The 24431-nt window shown below is 51.2% G+C and carries 23 protein-coding genes; 6 read left to right on the plus strand and 17 right to left on the minus strand.

Annotated elements, in window-relative coordinates:
- Positions 1-37: 37 nt before the first annotated feature.
- The 16 genes from BLP55_RS02065 to BLP55_RS02140 all read right to left on the minus strand — a co-directional run bounded on the left by BLP55_RS02065 (position 38) and on the right by BLP55_RS02140 (position 15705).
- Positions 38-2533: a PIG-L family deacetylase gene (locus BLP55_RS02065; RefSeq protein WP_091140645.1), complete on the minus strand. Its 2496-nt coding sequence runs from the start codon at positions 2531-2533 to the stop codon at positions 38-40.
- Positions 2534-2659: 126 nt separating this feature from the next.
- Positions 2660-2962, minus strand: coding sequence for a hypothetical protein (locus BLP55_RS16675; RefSeq protein ID WP_139149563.1), 303 nt, complete (start codon positions 2960-2962; stop codon positions 2660-2662).
- 100 nt (positions 2963-3062) lie between these two features.
- Complete coding sequence (locus BLP55_RS02075; protein WP_091140647.1) at positions 3063-3449, minus strand: hypothetical protein; 387 nt, start codon at positions 3447-3449, stop codon at positions 3063-3065.
- Positions 3450-3683: 234 nt separating this feature from the next.
- Positions 3684-4214, minus strand: coding sequence for a mechanosensitive ion channel domain-containing protein (locus BLP55_RS02080; protein WP_091140724.1), 531 nt, complete (start codon positions 4212-4214; stop codon positions 3684-3686).
- A complete protein-coding gene (locus BLP55_RS02085; protein ID WP_091140648.1) occupies positions 4214-4789 on the minus strand; it encodes a Maf-like protein in 576 nt (191 codons plus the stop codon). The genes BLP55_RS02080 and BLP55_RS02085 overlap by 1 nt, the downstream gene beginning before the upstream one ends.
- Positions 4782-5708, minus strand: a complete 927-nt coding sequence (locus tag BLP55_RS02090; RefSeq protein ID WP_091140649.1) for a geranylgeranylglycerol-phosphate geranylgeranyltransferase — start codon at positions 5706-5708, stop codon at positions 4782-4784. The genes BLP55_RS02085 and BLP55_RS02090 overlap by 8 nt, the downstream gene beginning before the upstream one ends.
- A gap of 43 nt (positions 5709-5751) precedes the next feature.
- Positions 5752-6279 (minus strand): KdsC family phosphatase, encoded by a 528-nt coding sequence (locus BLP55_RS02095; protein WP_091140650.1) that lies wholly within the window; start codon positions 6277-6279, stop codon positions 5752-5754.
- Entirely contained in the window at positions 6263-7018 is a 756-nt protein-coding gene (locus BLP55_RS02100) for a Rossmann-like and DUF2520 domain-containing protein (protein ID WP_091140651.1), read from the minus strand. Before BLP55_RS02100 ends, BLP55_RS02095 begins: the two co-directional genes overlap by 17 nt.
- 86 nt (positions 7019-7104) lie before the next feature.
- Positions 7105-7500 (minus strand): OsmC family protein, encoded by a 396-nt coding sequence (locus BLP55_RS02105; RefSeq protein ID WP_091140652.1) that lies wholly within the window; start codon positions 7498-7500, stop codon positions 7105-7107.
- A complete protein-coding gene (locus BLP55_RS02110) occupies positions 7497-8390 on the minus strand; it encodes a pirin family protein (RefSeq protein WP_091140653.1) in 894 nt (297 codons plus the stop codon). The genes BLP55_RS02105 and BLP55_RS02110 overlap by 4 nt, the downstream gene beginning before the upstream one ends.
- A 106-nt stretch (positions 8391-8496) precedes the next feature.
- On the minus strand, positions 8497-9381 hold the full coding sequence (locus BLP55_RS02115; protein ID WP_091140654.1) for a T9SS type A sorting domain-containing protein: 885 nt from the start codon (positions 9379-9381) through the stop codon (positions 8497-8499).
- A 119-nt stretch (positions 9382-9500) separates the two neighbouring features.
- Positions 9501-10463 carry a T9SS type A sorting domain-containing protein gene (locus tag BLP55_RS02120; protein WP_091140655.1) on the minus strand — a complete coding sequence of 321 codons (963 nt, stop codon included), beginning with the start codon at positions 10461-10463 and terminating at the stop codon, positions 9501-9503.
- Between the two features lie 87 nt (positions 10464-10550).
- The gene (locus BLP55_RS02125) at positions 10551-11984 is read right to left on the minus strand and encodes an MBOAT family O-acyltransferase (RefSeq protein WP_091140656.1); all 1434 of its coding nucleotides are present in this window, start codon (positions 11982-11984) and stop codon (positions 10551-10553) included.
- 3 nt (positions 11985-11987) lie between these two features.
- Entirely contained in the window at positions 11988-13052 is a 1065-nt protein-coding gene (locus tag BLP55_RS02130; RefSeq protein WP_091140657.1) for a hypothetical protein, read from the minus strand.
- An 85-nt stretch (positions 13053-13137) separates the two neighbouring features.
- Positions 13138-14076 (minus strand): T9SS type A sorting domain-containing protein, encoded by a 939-nt coding sequence (locus BLP55_RS02135; protein WP_091140658.1) that lies wholly within the window; start codon positions 14074-14076, stop codon positions 13138-13140.
- Positions 14077-14304: 228 nt separating this feature from the next.
- Complete coding sequence (locus BLP55_RS02140) at positions 14305-15705, minus strand: hypothetical protein (RefSeq protein WP_091140659.1); 1401 nt, start codon at positions 15703-15705, stop codon at positions 14305-14307.
- Between the two features lie 246 nt (positions 15706-15951).
- Here BLP55_RS02140 and ccsA point away from each other — a divergent pair, with 246 nt between their 5' ends.
- From ccsA to BLP55_RS02155, 3 genes are read left to right on the plus strand one after another with little or no spacing between them, the layout of a single operon-like run.
- The gene (ccsA, locus tag BLP55_RS02145) at positions 15952-19167 is read left to right on the plus strand and encodes a cytochrome c biogenesis protein CcsA (RefSeq protein ID WP_091140660.1); all 3216 of its coding nucleotides are present in this window, start codon (positions 15952-15954) and stop codon (positions 19165-19167) included.
- Positions 19168-19218: 51 nt separating this feature from the next.
- Positions 19219-19815, plus strand: coding sequence for a glutathione peroxidase (locus BLP55_RS02150; protein ID WP_091140661.1), 597 nt, complete (start codon positions 19219-19221; stop codon positions 19813-19815).
- Position 19816: 1 nt separating this feature from the next.
- Complete coding sequence (locus tag BLP55_RS02155; RefSeq protein WP_091140662.1) at positions 19817-20116, plus strand: hypothetical protein; 300 nt, start codon at positions 19817-19819, stop codon at positions 20114-20116.
- 11 nt (positions 20117-20127) lie between these two features.
- Here the strand turns inward: BLP55_RS02155 and BLP55_RS02160 are convergent, their stop codons facing one another.
- Entirely contained in the window at positions 20128-20625 is a 498-nt protein-coding gene (locus tag BLP55_RS02160; protein WP_091140663.1) for a GNAT family N-acetyltransferase, read from the minus strand.
- A 58-nt stretch (positions 20626-20683) separates the two neighbouring features.
- Between BLP55_RS02160 and menD the strand changes: the two genes are divergently transcribed.
- The 3 genes from menD (at position 20684) to ygiD (ending at position 24249) form a co-directional block, all read left to right on the plus strand.
- Positions 20684-22342 carry a 2-succinyl-5-enolpyruvyl-6-hydroxy-3-cyclohexene-1-carboxylic-acid synthase gene (menD, locus tag BLP55_RS02165; RefSeq protein ID WP_091140664.1) on the plus strand — a complete coding sequence of 553 codons (1659 nt, stop codon included), beginning with the start codon at positions 20684-20686 and terminating at the stop codon, positions 22340-22342.
- A 120-nt stretch (positions 22343-22462) separates the two neighbouring features.
- The gene (locus BLP55_RS02170; RefSeq protein ID WP_091140665.1) at positions 22463-23305 is read left to right on the plus strand and encodes a CvfB family protein; all 843 of its coding nucleotides are present in this window, start codon (positions 22463-22465) and stop codon (positions 23303-23305) included.
- A gap of 110 nt (positions 23306-23415) precedes the next feature.
- Positions 23416-24249: a 4,5-DOPA-extradiol-dioxygenase gene (gene ygiD, locus BLP55_RS02175; RefSeq protein WP_091140725.1), complete on the plus strand. Its 834-nt coding sequence runs from the start codon at positions 23416-23418 to the stop codon at positions 24247-24249.
- Positions 24250-24431 lie beyond the last annotated feature (182 nt).

Below are 24431 nucleotides of genomic sequence, written 5' to 3' on the forward strand. Positions count from 1 at the left end.
AACTTTTTTTCCAGACGGTGGTTTTACGCATGATTTTTTATTTACCGGGTTGTATCGAAATCAGGTTGGCCATGAGTCGGTAGGCACCCGAAACGCCTTCGGGCAGTTCCCTAAAGAAACTCAAGCCGGTGTAAATGTAATGTCCTTTGCCGTGTTTGGCCACGAGCAGCCCGCCTTTTTTTTCAGACTCGCCTTTGTCGTGCGACGATAATATAGGGGTAAAGGCTTTGTCCCATTCGTTGGGGTAGTACAGCCCTTGTTCCTGCTTCCAATCCTTGAAGTCGTTTGGCGTGATCTTGTTCGGATGGTTGAGCACCGGGTGCGCCGGTTCGAGCAACGTCACCACGGCGTTTTCCTCGGTCACGCGTTCGCGCGAGATCTTGAGCGAGAAAGGCGCGATGTCCTTGGTCACAAAATCGTCGAGCGTGTTGTACTGTACGATCATCGTATGGCCCTGCGCGACAAAATCGAACAACAGCTGTTGTTTGAACGCGAGTGCAGGTACGGTGTTGTAGGCGCGGATGCCCGTCATCACAACGTCGAATCCCTTGAGCAAATCGACCGACAGGTCTTCGGCCTTGACCACCGAAACGTCGTAACCCATTTGCTTGAGGCTACCCGGTACTTCATCGCCTGCGCCCATGATGTAGGCGATCTTTTGTTTGCCAGTCTTGATGTCGAGGTTCAGCAAACGGGCCTCGGCGGGCTTGAGCAACTGCTGGTGCGCGATGTGGTCGTAACCAATCTTGATTTGTTCGCGGTCGAACCGTTTGCCGTTTACCGTGGCGACGACTTTTGCGTTGATTTCCGAAATTTTCTCGGGCGCCGTCACCTCAAAGTTAAAGGTTAACGATTCGCCCTTTCGCGCCAGGTGGAAGACCCTGTTTTTGGGTGAAACCTTCCAATCGGCTGGTAGTTCGAGTACGAGTTCGCCTTTGACGTCGTCCTTTCCTGCCTTGACCAGGACGCCCAGCGTTTTGGTTTTTTCACCGTTAAAGATGGCGACTTTGTCAACAAAGGAAAGCGAAACATCGGGTACGATGTCGAACGGACGGTACACTTCGCCCTTGACATCGTCGTTGAATTTGTAGATGATGGTGCGTTCGAACGGAATCGGTACGCCATTTACGGCCAAATCGAAAACCACTTTCTGGTCGCGGATGATGTCGGGCGTGCCGATGATTTTGGGGTCAGAAACCGTATACATGCCCACCGATGCCGGCTCGGCAAGCCAATAAGGTTGTGTGTAACCATCATTTTGCGGAAGCTGCACCGTGGTTTCGAAATTGTTTAAAATATTAGGTTTTAGTTCGGTAGGTGCTATCGAATTGGCGGTTGCCATGGTCTTGACGCCCAACAGTTGCATCGGCACGTCGCTGCGGTTGATGGCCTCCAGTTTTAGTTTCACCGTACTGCCCGGTGTTGTTTCGGCGGTTTCGGCCACGGCCTCGAGATAGAGCCCCGCGCAGGCCGCGATCACGTTCTTGATTTCGTTGAGTTTGATGGGTTTCCAATGGTTGTCCTCGAGCGCCAACACCATCGTATAGGCCTTTGTGAGCATTGGGATACTTGCCGCCGGATGCTTGAAATCGAACTGTTTTTGTACCGATGCGAGCAAGTCGCCGATTGGCTTGCCGCCTTTGACGCGGTTCCACGAGGTATCGACGCCTTCAAAAATATCGGTTTTGTTCTGGCCATCGGCGCCCTTGAGCAATTCGAGGTATTCAAAATCTTCGCCGCGTACGCCCGTGTTGCCGAAGCCTTGCGACTGGTGACGGCTACGGCTCAGGGCCGCGATTTCCTGGTTCGATTTGCCGAGCGATTGATAATACACGCCTGTAGAAACCTTGTACAGTTTAGATTTGTCGGCCTTGTCGAATTTTTCGCGGCTGCCGTAAAACCACCAATTGGTGTTGAAAAACAAACGCTTGGGTTGCCACGGTTTGACGAGTGTCAGTTGTTGCGGGTATTTTTGACTGTCGTTGGTAAGGTCAAATGCTTCGACGCTGAGCATGGCCGAGGCCGTGTGGTGCCCGTGCGTGGTGCCGGGCGTACGTGCGTCGAAACGGTTGATGATCACATCGGGTTGGAATTGACGGATCAGGTATACCATGTCGCCCAAAACATCTTCCTTTTTCCAGATTTGTAGCGTTTCGTCGGGGGTTTTCGAGTAGCCGAAATCGTTGGCACGCGAAAAGAACTGCTGTCCGCCGTCTATTCTTCGTGCCTCGAGCAATTCCTGGGTTCGGATCACGCCCAAACCTTCGCGCAATTCGGGGCCTATCAGGTTCTGTCCGCCGTCGCCACGCGTGAGCGAAAGGTAAGCCGTTCGCGCGTGTTCGGCGTTGGCCATATACGAAATCAGACGTGTATTTTCGTCGTCGGGATGCGCGGCCACATACAAAACCGATCCCAAGAAATTGAGTTTCTCGATTTGGCTGTAAATCTCTGAGGCGTTGGGTTTGGCGGGTTGTTGGGCGTGGAGAAGCGAGGAAAGCGACAAAAAAAGCAACAGCGTGCGGAATCTTGACATAACCGAATTTTAAACAAAATCAAATATAAGCATTTTGCACGGCGGGTTTTTCAATTGGGTTTTCTTTAACAAAAAAGAGCGAAGCTTTGGGCTTCACTCTTTTTCCAGAAATTGTTGAGATTTATTTTAGTCGTCGCAACCGTGCTTGTGGTGTCTTTTGTGGCCGCGGTGGTATTTGTGTTTGTACTTGGGATGTCTGTCTTTGACATAAACCACGCGGGTGGGTCTTTCTACATACACGGGTCTGTGGACCACTACGCGTCGTGGGGCGACATAAACCGGGGCATGGACAACATGGACGGGTTCATACACCGCTACGGGTACCGGAAGCGGAATTCCAAGACTTACATTGACCGAAACCTGTGCTTGCGTTGGCAACGCAGCGAACAAGGTGAACAAAAGGACTGTGGCAGTTTGAAGTGTTTTCATCGTTTTATCATTTAGTCATTACGACAGTTAGTAAAACGGGATTTCCAATTACCGTACCTCGAATCGGAATTTTAGAAAACTTTAACCTTCGGCCGATTTATTATTCGATCGAAGCCGTGAGTTTCTTGATGTTGTTCTTGGTGATGTACGGATACTTCTTTTTGTGGCGCGACAGGAATTGCGTAGGATCGTCGTCGTCATAATCGTGGATCACGACATTGACTTTGTTGTAGAGCGAATAGCCGCGGTAGCCTTCCGGAATTTCATCGGCAACAATCCATTGCCCGTTCTCGGTATACCAGTATTCGTTTTTTTGCGTGTCGTAGTAGGCTTCGAGATTGGGGAAGTAATAGTAACGCAGGATGCAGTTGGTTTGGGGATCGATCAGTTGTCCTGACACGTTCTTGGTGGTCGCGGTTTGCGCAAACGCAATCGGACTAAGGAGCAATGCAATGAGCGCGATGGTGTTCTTTAAACTTTTCATCATTCTAGTGTTTTGTTTTGAAAGGTTTTGAGGTCTTTCAAAAAGTTGAACCTATTCCTCATTTAAATTACAATGTAAAGGTAACGTAAAAACCTGTACAAAAGTCGATTAAAGTGTAAAAAACATCGATAAAATACACTTTTTAACTAATAAATAAAGAAAAGTACTACAAGTTATAACGTTTGAGATGAATCATCACCAAATGATTTAATCAGAAACGGAGTGCAAAAGTACGCACTAATCCGTAAATTCTTGGTCTTCGTAGAAATTATTTATGATCGAAATGCCTTTTTGCAGCATCAGGTTGTTCGGATACGAAATACGTTCGCCGTCCTTGGTGCGCAAAAGCGTATGGAACGCACGAATGTCCTCTATTTCGGCTTCGATCGGAAAGTCCTTGTCGTGTATCTTGATGATGTCGCCAATCTTGAACGGAAACGAAAACAGCAGGATGATGCCCGAGGTCACGTTGCTCAGAATCGACCATTGCGCAAAGAACGCCACGCCCACAACGGTGACCACCGACGAAATCGTCAGGAAAATATCGTCGGTTTGTACGCCCCAAATGATAAAGATCCCGATGCAGAACAAAATGGTCAAAAAGATGTTGTTGTACCGGATCACCAGATTGGCGCGGTGCTCGAGGATTTCGCTGGTCTTGGCGTAGTGCTTGATCACCTTGGCCGAAAAAAACCGAAGGATAACGACGACCAAAACCAAAATTGCGGTCGCCAAGATTTCTACATACAACTCACGGATTGCAATCATCATTCAAGGTTTGATAAATAGTCAAATAATCGATGTGTAGGCAGTCCGACCACATTGGTATAGGAGCCTTCTATTTTCGAGATTGCCACGAGCCCGATCCAGTCCTGGATGCCATAGGCGCCCGCCTTGTCAAACGGACGGTGCTTGTCCAGGTAGTAGCGGATTGCTTTTTCGCTCAAATCGGCAAAGGTCACGCGCGTCACTTCGTGCAGTAGATCTTGGCGCTTTGTTGTGGTCAAACACACCGATGTGATCACTTCGTGTGTGCTGCCCGCCATGGTTTGCAGCATATTCACCGCGTCTTCATAGTCCTTGGGTTTGCCGAGTGCCCTGCCTTTGTGCCACACGATCGTATCGCTGGTCACGAGCAGTTCGTTGTCGGCTATTTCACCGCGAAAGGCGTCGGCTTTGAGCACCGCAAGATAGTTGGTGATTTGTTCGGCCTGCAATTCGGGCGGATACACTTCGTCTACGTCCTTGAGGCGGATTTCGAAATCGAGGTCCAAATCCTTGAAGAACTGCTGCCTGCGCGGCGAACCCGAGGCCAGAATGATTTTATAGTTCGACTTAAGCATGGTGCGAAATATTATAGGAGATGACCGCCATCGACACAATCCCAAAGAAAATCACAAATTTAAGCACCAGGCTCAAATGCGCGAACTCTTTTTTCTTGCTGGCCGACCACATGCGCATCGAAAAATAGATCAGCGGCGCCACCACCAAAACCAGTCCGTAAATCACCGACAGGTACAAATCGTTGGCAAACAAATAGGTGTGGAGGTAATGCAGCAAAAGCGCTATCGGGACAAGGCTCAGTACAAACACGACGCGCGCCGTACGACCCACGCCCAGTACAATCGGCAGCGTTTTCATGCCTTGGTTGTAGTCGCCGTTCACGTCCTCGAGGTCCTTGACCATTTCGCGCAAGAGGTTCACAATAAACGCAAACACCGCATAATCGAGCAAAACCGACGACACCGTGAGCATTTGTGCGCGGTTGTAATCGTACATCATCGGCAAAATATCGAACGCAACCACAATTAGCACGCTCATGGCCAAAATCAAAGCGACCACCACATTGCCCACCACGGCCATTTGCTTGAGTGTGTTAGCATAAAAATACAGCAACGTTGCGATCAGGATAAATGCCGATCCGAATCCCGGACGCTCGATGGCGTTGGCCAAATAAAACCCGATGCCCACTCCTACAATGTTGAGCGCAACGTACAGATAATACGCGTGTTCTTCGCTGATTTTGGTCCCGACGATCACGCGCGACGGTTTGTTTTCGGCGTCGGTCGGCTGGTCCAGGATGTCGTTGATGACATAGCCCGCGGCCGCAATCAGCACCGTCGACAGCACGAGCAACGCATATTGCCAGTCGCTGAGCCCTAATGGGATGTTCTGCAATTCTAGGAATCCGTACCGAATGATGAGTTGCATGACGGCCAGCATCAGCAGGTTGGGGTAGCGTATGAGTTGGAGGTATTTCAAGGTTGTTGTTTATTGTTTATTGTTTATTCTTTATTGTTATTTATTAGTCGTGTTTGCCGTCAAAGTTTTCCATCCATTTGCCCTGCAGTTTCATCACCTGTTCGATGGCGTCGCGCACGGCACCGCGTCCGCCGTTTTTGTGCGAGATGTATTTGGAAATCCCTTTGATCTCGGGGCTCGCATCCTGCGGGCACGCGGGCAGGCCAACCAATTTCATCACATGGTAATCGGGAATGTCGTCGCCCATGTACAGCACATTTTCAGGATCGATGCCATACAGCTCGGTGTATTCCTTGAACGTTTCGACCTTGTCGGGTGCGGCCAAATGGATGTCGGTGATGCCCAGGTTGCGCAACCGGATGCGTACGCCTTCGTTCGATCCGCCCGAGATGATGCACACATGATAGCCGCTTTCTACAGCCGCCTTCATCGCAAATCCGTCGCGGATGTTCATCACGCGAAGCATGTCGCCGGTGGGCGTCACGTGTACCGAGCTGTCGGTGAGTACGCCGTCTACATCAAAGATGAACGTCGTGATCTGGTTCATGATTTCCTTATAACTTTTGGCCATGTTGTATCGAGTGGGTTAGGAGTTCGTATATTTTTTGTTGGTTGTCCGGTAAAAAATCGAGGTGTTTTTGGATGGTTGCTGCGTCGTTTCGCTTGGCGGGTCCGGTTTGCGCCTCATTTGGCGTGAGCGTCATGACTTTGTCGGCCGTTTCGAGGATCAGCGGTTTGAGGATCTCGAACGGGATTTGGTTCGCATCGCAAATGTCGGCGCCCATTGCATACAGATGGTTCACGAAATTGTTGACGAAAACCGCGGCCACGTGCAATGCCTGCCTTTGCGTCGAGTCGATAGGGTACACTTTTTTAGACAACGCGCCCGCCACGGTTTCGAGCATTTTGTAATCGTCGGGTGTTTGCGCTTCGAGGCAAATCGGAATTTTGTCGAAATCGACCGTCTTGTTTTTGGAAAAAGTCTGCAACGGATAAAATACGCCGCGTCTGTTTTTGTGGTCGAGACCTTCGATCGAAACGCTTCCCGAAGTATGCACCACCAAGCGGTTCTCGAACGGCAGGCGCTCCGATAACATTCCGATGGCGTCGTCCGAAACGGCAATTACGTACAAATCGGCCGGCTTCAATCCACTCAAATCATCGGTAATCTCGGCCAGGCCAGAAAACTGCTCAAGCGCACGGCTGTCGCGCGCAAAAAGTTGCACCAATTCTACGGCAGTGCTTTGCGAAAAGGCTTGAATCAAGTGATGCGCCACATTGCCCGAACCGATGACCGTTATTGTAACCATGCGGCTAAATTAATAAAATGGAGCCGAGGGGCAAAAGTAAAAGGGTAAATTCCATCCTGCAACTTGCGGGCGAAATCCAAAGCCAATCAGTCCTTGAGCACGGTTTGAATGTCGATCTCATTCTTCAAAATACGGTGTATGGGGCACTTGCCCGCAATTTCCAACAATTTGGCGCGTTGCTCGGTGTCGAGGTTGCCGAACAAACGAATGTCCATCTTGAAATCGGCGCGACCTTCGAGCGCATGGTTTTCGAGCGTCACGTTTACCATGGTTTCCTGCAAATCCCAACCCTTTCGGTCGGCATACATGCGCAACGTGATGGCCGTACACGAAGCCAACGACGCGGCCAGCAGGTCACTGGGTTTTGGCCCAAGATTGGCGCCGCCCACTTCAAGCGGTTCGTCTACAATCAGGGTGTGGTGGTCTGTCTTGATTTGTGTCTTGTATCGTTCTTTGCCCGTGGCGGCGGTAACGTTCGTCATGTTTTTGGTTTTAGGGGATTGGGTTCGGGCAACGGGACAAACCCGGTCTCGCCGTCTATTTTGGGGAAAGTTTGTTCGGTCCAGCGTTTTTTGGCGTCTTCGATCAATTCGTGGCTGGTGGCCACAAAATTCCAAAAGATAAAACGCTCCTCGGGAAATTTTTCGCCACCAAAAATATACACGGTCGTGTTTTCGGCCATCGTAAACGCGCACAGTTTGACGTCGTTGGCCACCAGGATTTGTTTCGGGCCATAGGTGTGTCCGTCGTTTTCGATGCTGCCCTCGAGAATGTACAGCGCGCTCTCGCCAAACAATTCATCGCCTATGGAAACGGTTTGCCGCGCGTTCGATTTGATTTCAATCAGATAAAGCGGGCTGTATACCGGAACAGGCGATTTACGGCCAAATACTTCACCCGCGATCAATTTGAACGAAATGCCGTCCTGCTGCCAGTGCGGTATTTCGTGGTCCGAGGCGTGGTAGAAACTCGGTTCCATTTGCTCGAGTTCCTTGGGCAAGGCGACCCAAATCTGCAAACCGTGCAGCGATTTTTCGGAATGGCGCAAATACTCGGGCGTGCGCTCGGAATGTACGATGCCTTTGCCCGATGTCATCCAGTTGACTTCACCCGGCTTGATCTCGACGGCGCTTCCCAGGCTGTCGCGGTGCATGATGCTGCCCTCGAACAAATAGGTCAGTGTCGAAAGCCCGATGTGCGGATGCGGCGGCACGTCGAAATTCTCGTAATCGCGCAACGACACCGGTCCCATGTGGTCGATGAACGCAAACGGCCCCACGGTTCTTTTCTCGCGGAACGGCAACAACCGGCCGACCATGAAATTGCCGACCACGCTGGGCCTTTCCTCAATGATGAGTTGGATGTTGGACATGGTGAGTGATTTGCCTTAAAAGTACAAAGATTCGCGCGCCTGGCCAAAAAAAATGCCCGGTGGTTGTAATCGGCAACCCCGGGCATTCGCATCACAATAATCAGAATCAATATTTTACGATTTTCTTGATGGTTTGTTGTCCCAAAGCATCGATTTTAAGCACATACACGCCCGACGCAAAGCCAGACAGGTCTACCGATGCCGATGTCGTTTGGGTTTGTGCCTGCAAGACCACTTGTCCTTTCAGGTCGCAAACCAAAATGTCGGATTGCGACGGCACGCCCTCGAGCCAAAATACATCGCGCGATGGGTTGGGCCATACGCTTATGGTTTGGGACGGCGTAAACTGTTGGGCCGATAAGTTCGTGGCGCGCATCAGTCCGATGCCACCTTCGGTGGTTTGTGCAATCGGGAAAAACGGATTGGCGTTGAACCAAACATAGTTGGTCGTGCCGAGTTCCTCGATTTTCTGGCGGATGACATTGTGGTAGGTCCCGAAGGGCACGGTCAATGAACCATAGCCATCATAGGTTGCCGTAAAGGCAATGTTGTCGGCGTGGTAGGTGTCGTTGATGACCGTGTTGTAGGTGTACGGAAACGTGATATACGTTCGCGGATTTGGATCGAAACTAAAGATACCTATTCCTGTAAATGCATCGCCCAGCAGTTCCATCGATTGATTGTCGTACCGAAAGTAAGTGTAGCCGCCTTGGAATTCGCCCGTCGTGGCGCTACAATAGTTGGCCGTCGGGAACGAATTTTCGAAAGCCGTACCCACCGGCGACGTCGTCGTGCTGGTCCCAACGGGAATCAGGTCGAGGTTGGTCAAATTCCAGTTTCGGTTGGCGCCTGCTGGCCCTGGGTCGAGGTTTTCGACTTCGGCAAAAAAGGCCTCGGTGTTCAGGTCCATGATCAGGTTGTTCGGATTCACGACGGGTTGCGCTTGCAAAGCAGCGGTGGCCAGCAAGGCCAAAAGCAAATGATTTTTCATTGATGATTGATTTTATTTGATATATCAAATATTTGTCGACACTTTTTTCTTTTGTTACAAAGACGTCAAAAAAAAAAAGCGCAGCCGAAGCCACGCTTTGATAAAATGCACTGTAATCTTTACCGGTTGAGCAGCGCGGTGTCGTCGCAAGGTGCCGAGGGCGTGGAGCGTCTTTTTTCGGCGCTGGTCTTGATGAGTTTCTGCATCGCATAGCCGTCGGCGGTTTTGATCGTTGCGATGTAAATGCCGCACGGGCCGTGTTGCAGGTCGATCGTGGCCACGCCGTTGTTGGCTTGGGTTGCGGCTACAGTTTTGCCGTCAAGGTCGTACACTTTAATGTCGGCCATCGCATGACCTGTGACGATGTCATAACGTCCGAGACAGGCCTGTTCGGTTACTTGGAACGATCGGTTGGGTTCGAAACCGGCCGATGCTTCGGCGAGCATCATCACACCCAGCGTACCGCGCGACATATCGGTTTGTAAGATCGGATAGAACGGATGTGCGTTGAACCAAATATAATCTGCTTGTCCATCCACTACGATACGTTGACGGATGACGTTGCGGTGCGTACCATACGGCATGATTAACGTGCCGTAAGCGTCGTAAACCGAGGAAAAATTTGTCGCCTGCTGCGTTCCGTCGATTTGGAAATCATCGGTAATTTGGGTTTGGTAGGCGTAGGGAAAAGTAAGCACGGTCTTGGGGTTGGCCGTACAGGCCACGGTACCCACACCGTCAAACGATTGCCCGATCCATTCGAGTTTGTTTGCGTCGTGTTTAAAGAACAGGAAGCCTTCGCCCACCTTGCCCGTATAAGACAAGCAAAGCGTCGCGGCCGGAAACGGATTCTTCGAGGCGATGTCTTTGGGCAACATCACATCGTTGGTGCCCGAAGGCGTGAACGCGAGTTGTGAAAAGTTCCAGGTTTTGTTGGCGCCTGGGGTACCAGGATCAAAGCCAACGGTTGAGGCCGTGAGCGCTTCGGTGGGTAGATAGTTCGACAAATTTGCGGGTGTGATCACCGGCTGCGCGTAGGCCGCCGTCGTGAGGCCCATCGCCATTAAAAAGATTGATTTCATGATGATTGATTGATGATTGATGATTCTTGTATCCAAAGAAAGGCGCGACCCGAAAGCCACGCCCGTCCATAACTAAAAAACTAAACTTTAAAATTGAAAGTAGATGAACGCCCCGCCGCTTTCCTGTGCCCAAATCAGCATCAGGACCAAAAACGACCAGGTCAGCCCGAGCGACCACCATTTCATGTTGTAGGCCACTTCGATGACTTTGCGGTTGCGCATGAACCACTGGAAAATGAACAGCGCCGGGATGACTACGGCCACCTTGACGAGCGCCATGGTGGTCAGTACCATTTTGCCGCCATCGACCAAGCCGAACATCGATTCGAGGATGCGCCACGCCGTACCGAACGATTCCGAACGGAAAAACACCCATGTGATGTTGACCAGCATGAACGTCAAAAACGCATACAAAAAGCCCGTCCATTGGCGGTTTTGCCGATCTTTTTCTTCGGCGGTCAGGTTGCGTTTGTCGCCGATGAACTTCTCGGCCCACAAGTACAATCCGTGCAATCCGCCCCAGGCGACGAACGTCCAGTTCGCCCCGTGCCATAGTCCGCCCAAAAGCATCGTGGCCATGAGCGCCATATACATACGGAATTTGCCTTTGCGGTTGCCACCCAACGGAATGTACAAATAGTCGCGCAACCAGGCCGAGAGTGTGATGTGCCATCTTTTCCAGAAATCAGAGAAGCCGATGGCCGCATACGGATAATTGAAATTTTGCGGCAACACAAACCCCAAACACAAGGCCACGCCCACGGCGCAGGTCGAGTAGCCCGCGAAGTCAAAGAAAATCTGGCCCGAGAATGCCAGTACGCCCGCCCAGGCATCGAGTGTGGCCAAGGCTTCGGGGGTATTGAAAACGGTGTCGGCCGTATCGGCGAGCAATGCATCGGCAAGGACCACTTTCATGAACAAACCCAACGAAAGCAACAGCAAGCCGTCGAGCATTTGCTTGCGCGTGGCCGATTTCGGATGCTCGAACTGCGGTACCAATTGCGGCGGACGCACGATAGGTCCGGCCACCAGGTGCGGGAAAAACGTCACGAAGAGCGAAAAATCGAGCAACGACTTGACGGGCTGGCTTTCCTTTTTGTACATGTCGATGGTGTAGCACAAAGTGGTGAACGTATAGAACGAAATACCGGCAGGCAGGATGATGCTTGGCTCGGCCGGATGAAAGTCTACCCCGAACGTATTGACCAAGGCGACAAAATTTTCCAAAAGGAACGTACCGTATTTAAAGAAACACAACATCCCGAGGTTGCCAATCAAACTCACCACGAGCAATACTTTTTTCTTGACCGGATTTTGCTGCGTATACAGCGCACGTCCGACAAAGAAATCGACTACGGTAGAAAGCCACAACAACAAGATGAACGGCGGATTCCACGCCGCGTAGAACACATAGCTGCCCAGGAGCAACGACACTTTCTTGGCCTTCCATGAAATCGGAAGGTTGTATACCAGGAGCATGATCGCGAAAAACGCGACGAATGTATAAGAATTGAATACCATGGTTTAGATTTTTGTGAGTAATTTTTCAGACCGGACGTTCCAGTCAGGATGCTTGGAAAGGCTGTTTACGAAAGCCTTGGTGTAAATTCGGGCGTCTTCGATTGAAAGATGCGAGAACTCGGGGCAGACCAAGCCTTTTGTTGCTGCGTCGTCCTCGAAATGGATGCCCGCGCAACCCGTCACTTTCAGGAGTTGGTCCCAGTAGCGTTCGCGCGCAAAGCCCATGCGTTCCATGTCGCGGAACGGGCCGCTCGACGGCGTGCGTACAAAAATGATCTGGCCGCCGCGCGCCTTGATCTGGTCGGTATTTTTCTTGACATCTTGCAAAAAGGCCAGGATTTGCGCATCGTTCATGGGCGGTGGCGAAGGCATCTTGGCAAGACCCGCCCAAATACTTTTGACGATGCCCACCTGCGCGGTATCGGCCAAGAAATTGGCGGTCATGTAGGTTTGTCGGTCAAAGGTAGTTCGCGCAAATTCCATCGGGAACACCGGCGGACCCATCACGCCCGGACGGTTTTGCAATTGCGGGACCATGAACGGGAGCAGGCCGAGCTGGGCATTCATCGACAGGTTTTCTTCGTCCAACAGCACCAATTGCGATTCGAGCGCGCGGTGCAGTTCGAAACTCGCGTCTTGGGCGATGGTGTGGTCGTGAAAATATTTTAGGTTGTTGTTCGGGCGTTCGTAAAAGAACGGCGCACTCGAAAAAAACAGCGGTTCGGTCACGTCGATGACCAGCCGTCCCGCGAAGTTTTGGTCGGCGGCCAGGTCTTTCAAGATCGGCAGCGGTGTACTGCCCACGCAAGCGAGCTGTACGGCTTCGATACCGGTCATCGACTTCCAGGTCGCGATATCCAGGTCGTATTTGATGCGCGACGACCCGATAAAAACCACCTGGTCTTGTTTGCTTCCGTACACGTTGTTGCGTTTGTCGGTCCAAAGCGCGGGGCTGTCGTCGTAGGAAACCGCGAGTCCGTCGTTGCGCAGCTTTATTTCATAAGCCGTCACCGCAACGATCACGACCACCAGCATGAGCCATGCCGATTTTGCAATAGATTTTTCCATTGTTTGATTTTTTACAGTTGATCAAAAGACAAGGCCGCCCGTTTTGGAACAGAAATCCATCGGCGGCAGCCATGCCAAAGCAGCGTTATTTTTTGATAACTCGTTGTGTATGAGATGATTTTGTTTCAGAATCGGTAATCCTGAGCAAGTAGATGCCCGCGTTCAAGCCAGCCAAGTTGAGTTGCACCTGATCGTGGTCGAGCGCACCCGAATGTTGCGCCAATACGCGTTGGCCAAGCAGGTCAAAAAGTTCCATGTCGATGGCATGGTCGATCGTACCGAGCGCCTCGATGTGCAGCACATCCTGCGTCGGGTTCGGGTAGATGGCGAAGTTTTTGCCAAAATTGTGTTCGTCCGTCGCCAGCGTCAAACCCTTGAGGATTCCGAGGCTGTTTTGCTCCAAGACGGTCTGGATGAGCGGGTAGAAGGGTTGTACGTTGAACCAATTGTAATTGGTGGTCGTTCCGTTCTTGACCACTTTCTGACGGATGACATTCGTATAAGTTCCCGTGGGCAAAATAACGGTGCCGTAGGCGTCATAGGTCACCACGACCGAAGTGTCCGTGCCTTCATTGACCGTTCGGTAGGTATCGTTGTAGACGGTCCCGAACGTGTATGGGAACGTACAAAACGTACGCGGATTTGGCGTGTAATTGTCGCCCGTCGTAGTGGTGATGGCCATGCCGATGATGTCGTAACGGTCGGGCGTGACGTGCTGGTAGTAGTAGCGGTCGGGCGGAAACATCCCGCTGAATTTGTAACAATTGTTGGCTGTGGGGAACTGTGCCCCAAAAGGTGTTTGCGAAACCACTTGCGGCGTGTCGAGTCCGCCGAGGGTCAATTGGAGATTCGAAAAATCCCAGGTCTGATTGGCTCCGGCTGGCCCCGGAGTGAAACTGTTCGCTTCGGCGAAATAGAATTCACCGGTAAAGTCGACGACGTTTGCCGATGTTGCCACGGGCTGTGCCCAGGCCGAAAACTGTGTCAGCGCGATTACTGCCGACGCAAAGATCGATTTTCTCATTGTTCTGATTTTTTGATTATTGATGATTGATCGAAACGAATGTCGCCATTCATTTTCAGCGGCAAAAGTAAACGCGACTTTCCCGGGCGTAGTGTTCGAATGTAACGAAAGCGCAAAAATGTGTCATGAATCGGACAAGGAATGAATTTAAGCGGTATCCAAGGCTATTGAAATGCAAAAGGCGCACCATTTCTGGCACGCCCAACCTAACAACTGATTTTCTCTTTCCTAGTTCATTGGTATTGCGGTCAATTGGTTTTCTCCCCATACGTTACTCGCCAGGTTGTTGACCGTGAACGCAGCGGGGGTAGAACCGTATTTGGTCAGGCTCGCCCATAGATAATAGCGCCGCACGCCTGCCGTATTGTTGAGGATAACCGACTGCCCCGTGGCAATCCCAAACTCGTTGGGGCCGGACAGTATTCCAGAAATCAAGGCGCCCATGATGGTGTTGCATGCCGTATAATTGGTATCGCTGCACGAGAGCGAGGTACGAACAATGACGCTGGCGTCGGCGGCCAAAAATCCATTGATCAGGAAAGTTCCGAATACCATCCATTTTCCGGGCGGCAAATCGATGTATGCCCCGCAATAGTAGTACGGTGTGGTGCCGCCAGGTCCTACCCCGTTGCCAAAGGTGAGCCCATTGGCTCCGAAGGCACCTGAAACTGCCGGTGTGATAGAGGTCGAATTGACCCAACTCGCGACGCCATTGGCATCGGTAGAGAGTATCCTGCCAGGGGCTTGCGTTCCGTCGGCAATCCTGATTTTTCCGACCACGTCTAATTTTTGCGTCGGATTGTCGTTGTTGATGCCTACATTTCCGTTGGCCTTCAGAATTGTAAAAGCGTTGCCTGCACCGCTGGTCCATATTCCGAAATGGGTAGTGTTGAAGTTGCCAACAAAAGAATCATTGCCTGTAAACAGGCCGCCATAAGGACTGTCGCTCCAAAGCCGTCCGGTAGTTCTGAAGTTGATGTCGATGCCGCCGCTACCGGATACGTCAAGCCGGTAAGCCGGTGTAGCGGTGCCGATACCTACATTGCCGCTGCCACGCATGCGCATGATTTCGCGCGATGTGCTAGAGCCGTTGCCCGCGAAGAATGCGTGGTCGTCTGCTGTGGTCGCCGTTTGGTAACGCAGCGTGTTTGGGTTGACGCCGAGTCCGTAAAACTGATGGTCGTTGTTTGTCACCTCGTGCAATACAATTTTGCGGTTCTCGACGGTGTTCGAAAATTGCAAGGGCGCGTTTGGTGTGTTGGTGTTGATTCCAACACGGTCGGCCAGTCGGTTGGGAAACATTTGTCCCGCGGCATTGCGTTGCCATAGTTTTTCGTCGTCTGTAAGCAATTTTACCCAAGCCGCGCCATCCCAGTAGTAGTAACCTTCACCACTTCCACCTGTTACGATGTTGTTTGTATTGTACACCAACAAACTTCGCTGAGGGGTCTGGATGGGTGTAGTTGCGTCGGTCACGCTAACGAGCGCCACGCGCGGAATCAATAGCCCGGTGTCGGCCGACCGGATGTCTAGGCTTGCCGAAGGGTCGGGGTTAGGGGTATTGATTCCTACTTGCGCAACGGCCAACGCGGACCACAAGAGTAGGAAGCCAGTAATTTTTCTTTCCATTGCAATTTTTTTGATGCAAATATAATTGATATATCAAATAAATAAAATCATTTTTTTCCGATCGATATTAAAGTCTTGTTAAAGTTTTTATATGGACACGGCTATTTTCTTGTAATAATCTGACAATGTTAGTGTTTGTTACGAGTGTTTTGAAAACCAATGTCATACCATTATAGAAGCTCCCTTGTCCCGAAGCCAATTCCGTTTTTTTGATTACTTTTGCTACACTTATTTAATTCCAATTCGATGGAAAAAAAGATACTTTCCTTTTTGTTTTCTACACGATTAATGGCGGTTTTGTTCCTTTCTTTTGCGGCGGCGATGGCTGCGGGGACTTTTATCGAAGACGCCTACAACACCGATACCGCAAGGATTTGGGTTTACAACACCAGGTGGTTCGAGGCCATGATGTTGTTGTTCATGATCAATTTCATCGGCAACATCAAACGCTACCAGTTGTACAAAAAGGAGAAATGGGCCACGCTCATCCTACACCTGGCGTTCATCCTGATCATCGCCGGGGCATTCGTCACGCGCTACATCAGTTACGAAGGCATGATGCCGATACGCGAAGGCGAGGCCGCCAACCAGATCTATTCCGACAAAACCTACCTGACGGTCCTGGTCGACGGACAGTACCAGGGCGCGCTCAAACGCCGTGTGTTTGAAGAACCGCTGTTGTTTTCGCCTGTGGCCAACAACGATTTTACGGTCAGCGAAAAATTTGCCGATACTCCGTTTGAGATCGAATTCAAGAAATACATCATGGGCGCCACCGAAACCGTCGAGCCCAAAGAGAACGGTACCTTGTATTTGAAGATGGTCGAGTCGGGCGGCGGGACACGTCACGAACACTTTCTTCAATCGGGCGAAGTGGCCAACATCCACAACGTGCTGTTTGCGCTCAACAAGTTTACGCAGGGCGCGGTGAACATCAACACCACGGGCGGCGTCTATACGATCCAAGCCCCGTTCGAGGGCCAATTCATGCGTATGGCCGACCAGTTCCAGGGTAAGGTCGTCAAAGATTCGACACAGCAGCTCATGATGCGCTCGCTGTACAATGTGGGCGGCGCGCAATTCGTGTTCCCTGAACCCGCGATTACGGGCGTCAAGGCCTACAAATCCAACGAAGACATCAAGGCCAAGCAACACGACGATGCCATCACGATGACCATCAGCTCGCAAGGGCAGGAGCGCGAAGTGACCGTCATTGGAGGCAAAGGCAAGCAAGGCGAACCGCAAAGCCTCAAGATCGGCGGGCTCGATTTTACCGTATTTTTCGGAAGCAAGGTCTATACGACGCCCTTCCAGGTGCAACTCAACGATTTCATTGCGACCAAGTATCCGGGTACCGAGAAAAGCTATGCGGCATTCGAAAGCCAGGTCACCGTGCTCGATCCCGAAAAGAAATTCGATGCGCGCATTTACATGAACCACGTGCTCGACCACAAAGGCTACCGCTTTTTCCAGGCGTCGTTTGACCCCGACGAAAAGGGCACGATACTGTCGGTAAACCACGATTATTGGGGAACCTGGATTACGTACATCGGTTACTTTGCCTTGTTCTTTGGCATGCTCGCGATCCTGTTCACCAAACATTCGCGTTTTGGCGATTTGCGCCGCAAACTCGATGCGGTCAAGGCCAAGAAAGCCAAGCTGATGGGCGTGCTGCTGTTGTTCCTGAGCCTTGGCGCGACGGCCCAAACGCAAGACAGCCACGAAGGCCACGACCACGCAAGTCACGACCACAGCGCGCACAACCACGAGGCCACCGCGCAAAAGCCCATCACGGCCAAGGAAATCGATTCGTTGCTCGGGAAATACAAAGTCACCGAGGCGCACGCCGCGCAGTTCGGGCGTTTGGTCATTCAGGACGAGGGCGGACGTATGAAACCCGTCAACACGTTTTCGTCGGAATTGTTGCGCAAGGTCAGCAAAAAAGACACCTATGGCGACATGAATTCCGACCAGGTGTTTTTGTCGATGACGCAATACCCGGCGGCCTGGTTCGAGGTGCCGCTGATTTACCTCAAGAGCGGCAACGACAGCATCCGCAAACTCATCGGTATCGGCAAGGACGACAAATATGCACCGTTCATCAAATTCTTTGACGAAAGGGGCAACTACAAATTGTCGCCATACCTCGACGCGGCCTACAAAGCGGCCGTCCCGGATCAGTTCCAGAAAGATTTCATCGAAGCCGACAAACGCGTCAACCTGCTCAATTCGGCGCTTAGCGGCAGCATACTGCGCATTTTCCCGATCCCGAACGACGCGAACAACAAATGGGTGTCGTACCTGCAACTCAGCCACGCGGGGCTCAAGGGCATCGATTCGACGTTTACGCGCCAAATTTTGCCGCTGTATTTAACGGCTGCGGGCAACGCGGTCAAAACGGGCAATTATAAGGAGGCCGATTTTTACCTCAAGGGCATCAACAAATTCCAGCACCGTTACGGCGCCAAGGTGATGCCGAGCGACGAGAAGATCGATTCCGAAATTCTCTACAACAAGTACGACATCTTCAAGAAACTCTACTACTGGTATATGCTTTCGGGCGTGTTGATGTTGCTTTTTGCGATCGTACAGATCTTTTCGGACAACAAGCCGATCCGTTGGACCATCAACTTTTTCCACATCCTGATCGGGTTTTTCTTCCTGTTGCACACAGGCGGATTGGTGTTGCGCTGGTACATCTCGGGGCACGCGCCTTGGAGCGACGCCTATGAATCGATGATTTACGTAGCGTGGGCTACCATGTTCTTTACGTTGATGTTGGCGCGCAAGTCGAAACTCACGGTGGCGTCGGGAACATTCGTTGCCTCGATGATTCTGATGATTGCACATTGGAACTGGATGGACCCGGCCATTGCAAACCTGCAGCCGGTGCTCAATTCGTACTGGCTCATGATACACGTGGCGGTCATCGTCGCCAGTTACGGACCGTTTACGCTGGGCATGGTGTTGGGCTTGGTCGCGATGTTGCTCATGCTGTTCGTGAACGACGAGAACAAGAAAAAGATGGAACTCAACATCAAGGAGCTGACCTACATCAACGAAATGGCCTTGACCATTGGCTTGGTGATGCTCACCATCGGGAACTTCCTCGGCGGGCAATGGGCCAACGAAAGCTGGGGTCGCTACTGGGGTTGGGACCCGAAAGAGACCTGGGCGCTCATTTCGATCATGGTCTACGCGTTTGTGATCCACATGCGATTCGTGCCAGCGTTGCGCGGTAAGTTTACGTACAATTTCTTTGCGGTATTGGCCTTTGCGTCGATTTTGATGACGTATTTTGGCGTGAATTTCCACCTCTCGGGATTGCATTCGTATGCGAGCGGCGAGCGCCAGAACGCGGTGATTTACGGCTACATCTTGGCAGGATTTTTATTGTTTTCGGTGTTGGTGTACTGGCGTTACCGAAAATTCAAAGGGCCTGGCGTCAAACAAAATGGCTAGGCCCATCGGTTGGTGCCAAACTTTTTGTTATTTTTATAAAAAATCCGGTTCATGAGAAAAACACTGATCGTATGGGGCATTGCATCGTTCGTACTTTGTGGTACTGCAAATGCCCAATCGCTTTCGACGTCGTCGGGCGCCAAATCCTCAACCCAAGCCAAAACCATGAAAGCATCGATACACCAATTCCAAGTAGAAAGCATCAACGGCGGTACTTTCGATTTTCGCGAGCTTGCGGGTAAGAAGGTGATGATCGTCAACACCGCTTCGGAATGTGGATTCACGCCGCAATACAAAGAACTGCAAGCGCTTTACGAAAAATACCAGGGCCGACTTGTCATCATAGGATTTCCGACCAACGATTTTGGCGGGCAGGAGCCGGGCAGCAACCGTGAAATCGCCAATTTTTGCGAAGTAAACTACGGCGTTTCGTTCCCGATGATGGCCAAGATAACCGTCAAGGGCGAGCAGATGCATCCCGTATACCAATTCCTGACGCAAAGGGCCAAGAACGGTTTGAAGAATTCAAAGGTTGAATGGAACTTTCAAAAATACCTGCTCAACCCAAAAGGCGAACTCGTAGAGGTGCTCGCTTCGGATGTCAAGCCAAATGATCCGCAAATCATCTCGTGGATCGAGAGCAAATAGCATGTCCCAGAAAGAGAACTTCCCGCACATCCTCAATGCGTCGTCTACGCTGTTGGGGTTGTGTTTTGTGGTGTTGACTTCGCTCAAACTGCGCGACAACAGCGAAACATCGGTCATCGACGAACTCACCGCCGGGGCCATTTTCATTTTCCTGACCAGCAGTATTTTGTCTTATTTGTCGATGCGCAACGATGTGTCGTCGGGCAAAAAGTACGAAAAGATCGCCGACATCGCCTTCTTGTGCGGGCTGGTTTTGCTGTGCGTCATTACGGTGTTGATCACGCTCAACCTCGTCGACTGATTACATCGCGGTCATTTCAGGATCAGTTGCATGAACAGCAGATCGAGCCATTGGCCAAACTTGAACCCGGCCTGGCGTATGGTCCCGCTTTCGGTAAACCCAAATTTTTTGTGGAATGCGATGCTTTGGGCGTTGGCCGCATCGATGGCACCCACCATGACGTGTAGGTTTTGTGCGCGCGCCAGCCGGATCAATTCGGCCATCAGCCGGCCGCCGATGCCTTTGCCGTTGTGGCCGTCCACCACATACACCGAATGTTCGACCGTGTACTGGTAACCGATTTTCTCACGAAAGGTACCGTAGGCGCCATACCCGAGTATTTCTCTATCAACCTCGGCCACGATCACCGGAAAGCCGTTGCGTTGTTTGTCCAGTAGCCATTGCCGTTGCATTTCGAGTGTTTGCGGTTCGTAGCTGTAGTTGGCCGTCGTGTGGGCGATGGCGTGGTTGACGATGTCGAGGATGGCGGGCAAATCGGCCAGCGTAGCGTGGCGCAGGATAATTTCCATAAAAACACAAGACTTTACCCAAAAGTAGCTAAATTTGTTCGCCTTTTAAAAACAGCCGATGATTTATCCCAAGATTCCGTTAGCCCAAAGCGTGATACAGATTTGTATGGCCAAAGGCGTCAATCATGTGGTCATTTCGCCCGGGTCGCGCAATGCGCCGCTGACGATAGGGTTTGCGGGCAATCCCAATTTCAAATGTTACAGCATCGCCGACGAACGCAGCGCGGGTTTTTTTGCGCTCGGCATCGCCCAGCAAATCGGCAAGCCCGTGGCGCTGTTGTGTACGTCGGGTTCGGCCTTGCTCAATTATTATCCGGCCGTGGCCGAGGCGTTCTACAGCCAGATTCCGCTTATCGTGATTTCGGCCGACCGTCCCGAATCTAAAATAGACATCGGCGACGGGCAAACGATCCGTCAGCGCAACGTGTTCGAGAACCATTCGCTGTTCAATGCGAACCTGACCGAAGACGCTTCGGAAGAAAACGACCTGCTCATCAACGAAGCCATCAACAAGGCGATGCTCAAAAAAGGCCCGACGCACCTCAATGTGCCGTTCGAGGAGCCGTTGTACGAGACCACGCGCAAGATTGCGGTCGATCCGATCATTTCGGCCAACGCCAAATGGTACAAGAGCATTTCGCCCGAAGACATCATCGCGTCGACCAACATATGGAATGCGGCCAAAAAGAAACTGGTGCTCGTGGGCGTTAACGCGCCGCAGGAGATCGACGACGAAATCCTCGAAGTTTTGGCCAAGGACCCGTCGGTGATGGTGATGACCGAAACGACGTCGAACCTGCACCATCCAGCTTTTTTGAACAGCATCGACAAAATCATCACGCCGTTCAAGGACAAAGATTTTAAGGAATTCCAGCCCGAAATCCTGGTCACGTTCGGCGGTCTTATCGTGTCCAAGCGCGTCAAGGCGTTTTTGCGCAAGTACCGTCCAGACCACCATTGGCATGTAGATCCGCTGCGCGCCTACAATACGTTTGGCGTGTTGCCGCACCATTTCGAGACCAATCCGAACGACTTTTTCGCGCAAATCCTGCCGTTTACCAAGACGGTCAACAGCGATTACTTTAAGCTGGGGCAAACGCTCCAAAAAAAGCGCGCGGTGTCGCACCAGAAATACGTGGGCGGAATTCCGTTCTCTGATTTGAAGGCCTTTGCGCAAATCATCCCGCAATTGCCCAAAGATTCCATGCTGCAGGTGAGCAACAGCGCGGCCATCCGCTACACGCAATTGTTTGATGCCGATGCGTCGATCGCGGTGTTTTGCAACCGCGGGACGAGTGGGATAGATGGGAGTACGTCTACGGCCATTGGCGCGGCGTCGGCCTCGAACAAGCCCACGACTTTGATTACGGGCGACATCGGATTTTTGTACGACAGCAATGCGCTTTGGAACAATTACATCCCGAAGGATTTTAAGATCATCTTGATCAACAACGGCGGCGGCGGTATCTTCAGGATTTTGCCGGGTCACCAGGAGAACAAGATTTTCAATACGTATTTCGAAACGTCGCACAAATTAACCGCCGAACATCTGGCCAAAATGTACCAATTCGACTATCTGACCGCTACGGATTCGGACAGTTTGGATGCGGGAATGGCCGCGCTTTACAAATCCAAAAAACCAAGCATCCTTGAAGTTTTCACACCCGAGAAAGAAAACGATGCGATTTTGAAGGATTATTTCAAGGCGCTCACTTAAGTCCCCTGAACTTCGTACCTTTGCGCACCTCTGTGCTAAACCTTTCGTGTCTCTGTGGTAAATTTTACCGCAAAGTCAGCAAAGAAATGAACCGCAAAGAACCACAAAGAGAATTCCATCATGATCAAAATCGGAACATACAACACGCTCGAAATCCTGCGCCACACCAAGGTGGGGTTGTTTTTGGGGACGGGCGATGCGTCAGAAGATATTTTACTGCCCAACAAATACATACCCAAACAGTTCACCATTGGCGACCAGATCGAGGTGTTTGTCTATCTCGACCACGAGGAAAGGCCGGTGGCCACCACACTTAAGCCTTACATCGCACTGAATGAATTTGCATTGTTGCGCGTGAACTACACCAACCGCGTGGGCGCTTTTATGGATTGGGGACTCGAAAAGGACATCCTCGTGCCGTTCAAAGAGCAGGCGCGCGAAATGGAAAAAGGCAAACGCTACCTGGTGTATTTGTACCTCGACGAGCAAACCAACCGATTGGTCGCCTCGAGCAAGACCAACCAATTCCTCGACAACGAAAACCTGACCGTAGAAGTAGGCCAGGAGGTAAGCCTGATGGTGTCGCACATCACCGAGTTGGGCATAAACGTAATCATCGACGGCAAACACAAAGGGCTTTTGTACAAGGACGAGGTGTTCGACGATTCGATCCGTACGGGCGATAAGTTGCGCGGCTTCATCAAAAATATTCGTGCCGACCACAAGATCGACGTGTCGCTGCAAGAGCAAGGCTATGAAAACGTCGAACCTAACGTCGAAAAAATCATGGCCGAACTCAGGGCCAACCGCGGTCATTTGCGTTTGAACGACGACTCGCATCCCGAAGACATCAAGGCCGTGCTGCAAATGAGCAAAAAAACGTTCAAGAAGGCGATCGGTGCGTTGTACAAAGAAAGGCTGATCGAAATCAAGGACGACGGTATTCATTTGACCGCGCGTTAAATTTCTGCCAACCGGGCATTCGTTTGCGGGAGATTTGTATATTTGTATATACAAATGTTTTATTTTTGGAACGCAAGGATTTTATCAAAACCATTACGGGAGGAATAGCCATGGCTTCACTGCAACCTTTTTACAACTGGACCCAATCGCTGGGCGAGGAGGATGTGACGCATCCGGTACTGTTTGTCGGGCACGGCTCGCCGATGAACGCCATACTCGACAACGAATTTTCACAAACCTGGTCGCGCTTCGGGCGGGAAATCCAAAAACCCAAGGCGGTGCTGGTCATTTCGGCACACTGGCTCACACGCGGAACGCACATCACGGCCATGCCCAATCCCAAGACCATCCACGACTTTGGCGGATTCCCCGACGAACTTTTTGCCGTACAGTATCCGGCACCGGGCAGTCCCGAACTGGCGCAGCACACGGCGGGTTTGTTCACCACCACGCAAGTGGGGCTCGACCACGACTGGGGATTGGACCACGGCACCTGGTCGATCGTACGGCACATGTACCCGAACGCCGACATTCCCGTACTACAGCTTTCGATCGATTACAACAAACCGCCGCAATACCATTTTGAATTGGCCAAGCAATTGCAATCGCTGCGCAAGAAAGGCGTGCTCATCATTGGCAGCGGCAACATGGTGCACAACCTGCGCATGGTGGCGTGGGATAAATTGAACGAACCCGAGTATGGTTTTGACTGGGCGATTGAGATGAACCAAATATTCAAGGAAAGGATCGGCAACCACGATTTCCAGTCGCTGATCGATTACGAAAAACTAAGCCAGGCCGCCAAACTGGCCATCCCGACACCCGACCATTATTACCCGTTGCTGTATGCGATGGCGCTGCGCAACGGCAAGGACGACGCGACGTTCTTTAACGACAAGGCCGTCGGCGGATCGCTGACGATGACGTCGGTGAAATGGGGATAAAAAAAATGGGAAGCTTCAACTTCCCATTTTTTTTTGATGTTTTTCGTTATTGTGATTCGTCTTTAAAAATTGAAAACTAAACTTTAACAATTTCGGCAGATTTTCTGTAATCCAGTGTCGATTTTATTTTGTTGGGATATACTTCCAATGCCCCCTTCCCTGAAGTGAAACTACATTTTTTT

The organism is Flavobacterium caeni (assembly GCF_900101895.1).
Taxonomy (GTDB): domain Bacteria; phylum Bacteroidota; class Bacteroidia; order Flavobacteriales; family Flavobacteriaceae; genus Flavobacterium; species Flavobacterium caeni.

What these genes read in the sequence shown, in the direction of transcription:
- BLP55_RS02065 (WP_091140645.1), bottom strand. Translation starts at nt 2,533, where the DNA reads ATGTCAAGATTCCGCACGCTGTTGCTTTTTTTGTCGCTTTCCTCGCTT.
- BLP55_RS16675 (WP_139149563.1), bottom strand. Translation starts at nt 2,962, where the DNA reads ATGAAAACACTTCAAACTGCCACAGTCCTTTTGTTCACCTTGTTCGCT.
- BLP55_RS02075 (WP_091140647.1), bottom strand. Translation starts at nt 3,449, where the DNA reads ATGATGAAAAGTTTAAAGAACACCATCGCGCTCATTGCATTGCTCCTT.
- BLP55_RS02080 (WP_091140724.1), bottom strand. Translation starts at nt 4,214, where the DNA reads ATGATTGCAATCCGTGAGTTGTATGTAGAAATCTTGGCGACCGCAATT.
- BLP55_RS02085 (WP_091140648.1), bottom strand. Translation starts at nt 4,789, where the DNA reads ATGCTTAAGTCGAACTATAAAATCATTCTGGCCTCGGGTTCGCCGCGC.
- BLP55_RS02095 (WP_091140650.1), bottom strand. Translation starts at nt 6,279, where the DNA reads ATGGCCAAAAGTTATAAGGAAATCATGAACCAGATCACGACGTTCATC.
- BLP55_RS02100 (WP_091140651.1), bottom strand. Translation starts at nt 7,018, where the DNA reads ATGGTTACAATAACGGTCATCGGTTCGGGCAATGTGGCGCATCACTTG.
- BLP55_RS02105 (WP_091140652.1), bottom strand. Translation starts at nt 7,500, where the DNA reads ATGACGAACGTTACCGCCGCCACGGGCAAAGAACGATACAAGACACAA.
- BLP55_RS02110 (WP_091140653.1), bottom strand. Translation starts at nt 8,390, where the DNA reads ATGTCCAACATCCAACTCATCATTGAGGAAAGGCCCAGCGTGGTCGGC.
- BLP55_RS02115 (WP_091140654.1), bottom strand. Translation starts at nt 9,381, where the DNA reads ATGAAAAATCATTTGCTTTTGGCCTTGCTGGCCACCGCTGCTTTGCAA.
- BLP55_RS02120 (WP_091140655.1), bottom strand. Translation starts at nt 10,463, where the DNA reads ATGAAATCAATCTTTTTAATGGCGATGGGCCTCACGACGGCGGCCTAC.
- BLP55_RS02125 (WP_091140656.1), bottom strand. Translation starts at nt 11,984, where the DNA reads ATGGTATTCAATTCTTATACATTCGTCGCGTTTTTCGCGATCATGCTC.
- BLP55_RS02130 (WP_091140657.1), bottom strand. Translation starts at nt 13,052, where the DNA reads ATGGAAAAATCTATTGCAAAATCGGCATGGCTCATGCTGGTGGTCGTG.
- BLP55_RS02135 (WP_091140658.1), bottom strand. Translation starts at nt 14,076, where the DNA reads ATGAGAAAATCGATCTTTGCGTCGGCAGTAATCGCGCTGACACAGTTT.
- BLP55_RS02140 (WP_091140659.1), bottom strand. Translation starts at nt 15,705, where the DNA reads ATGGAAAGAAAAATTACTGGCTTCCTACTCTTGTGGTCCGCGTTGGCC.
- ccsA (WP_091140660.1), top strand. Translation starts at nt 15,952, where the DNA reads ATGGAAAAAAAGATACTTTCCTTTTTGTTTTCTACACGATTAATGGCG.
- BLP55_RS02150 (WP_091140661.1), top strand. Translation starts at nt 19,219, where the DNA reads ATGAGAAAAACACTGATCGTATGGGGCATTGCATCGTTCGTACTTTGT.
- BLP55_RS02155 (WP_091140662.1), top strand. Translation starts at nt 19,817, where the DNA reads ATGTCCCAGAAAGAGAACTTCCCGCACATCCTCAATGCGTCGTCTACG.
- BLP55_RS02160 (WP_091140663.1), bottom strand. Translation starts at nt 20,625, where the DNA reads ATGGAAATTATCCTGCGCCACGCTACGCTGGCCGATTTGCCCGCCATC.
- menD (WP_091140664.1), top strand. Translation starts at nt 20,684, where the DNA reads ATGATTTATCCCAAGATTCCGTTAGCCCAAAGCGTGATACAGATTTGT.
- BLP55_RS02170 (WP_091140665.1), top strand. Translation starts at nt 22,463, where the DNA reads ATGATCAAAATCGGAACATACAACACGCTCGAAATCCTGCGCCACACC.
- ygiD (WP_091140725.1), top strand. Translation starts at nt 23,416, where the DNA reads ATGGCTTCACTGCAACCTTTTTACAACTGGACCCAATCGCTGGGCGAG.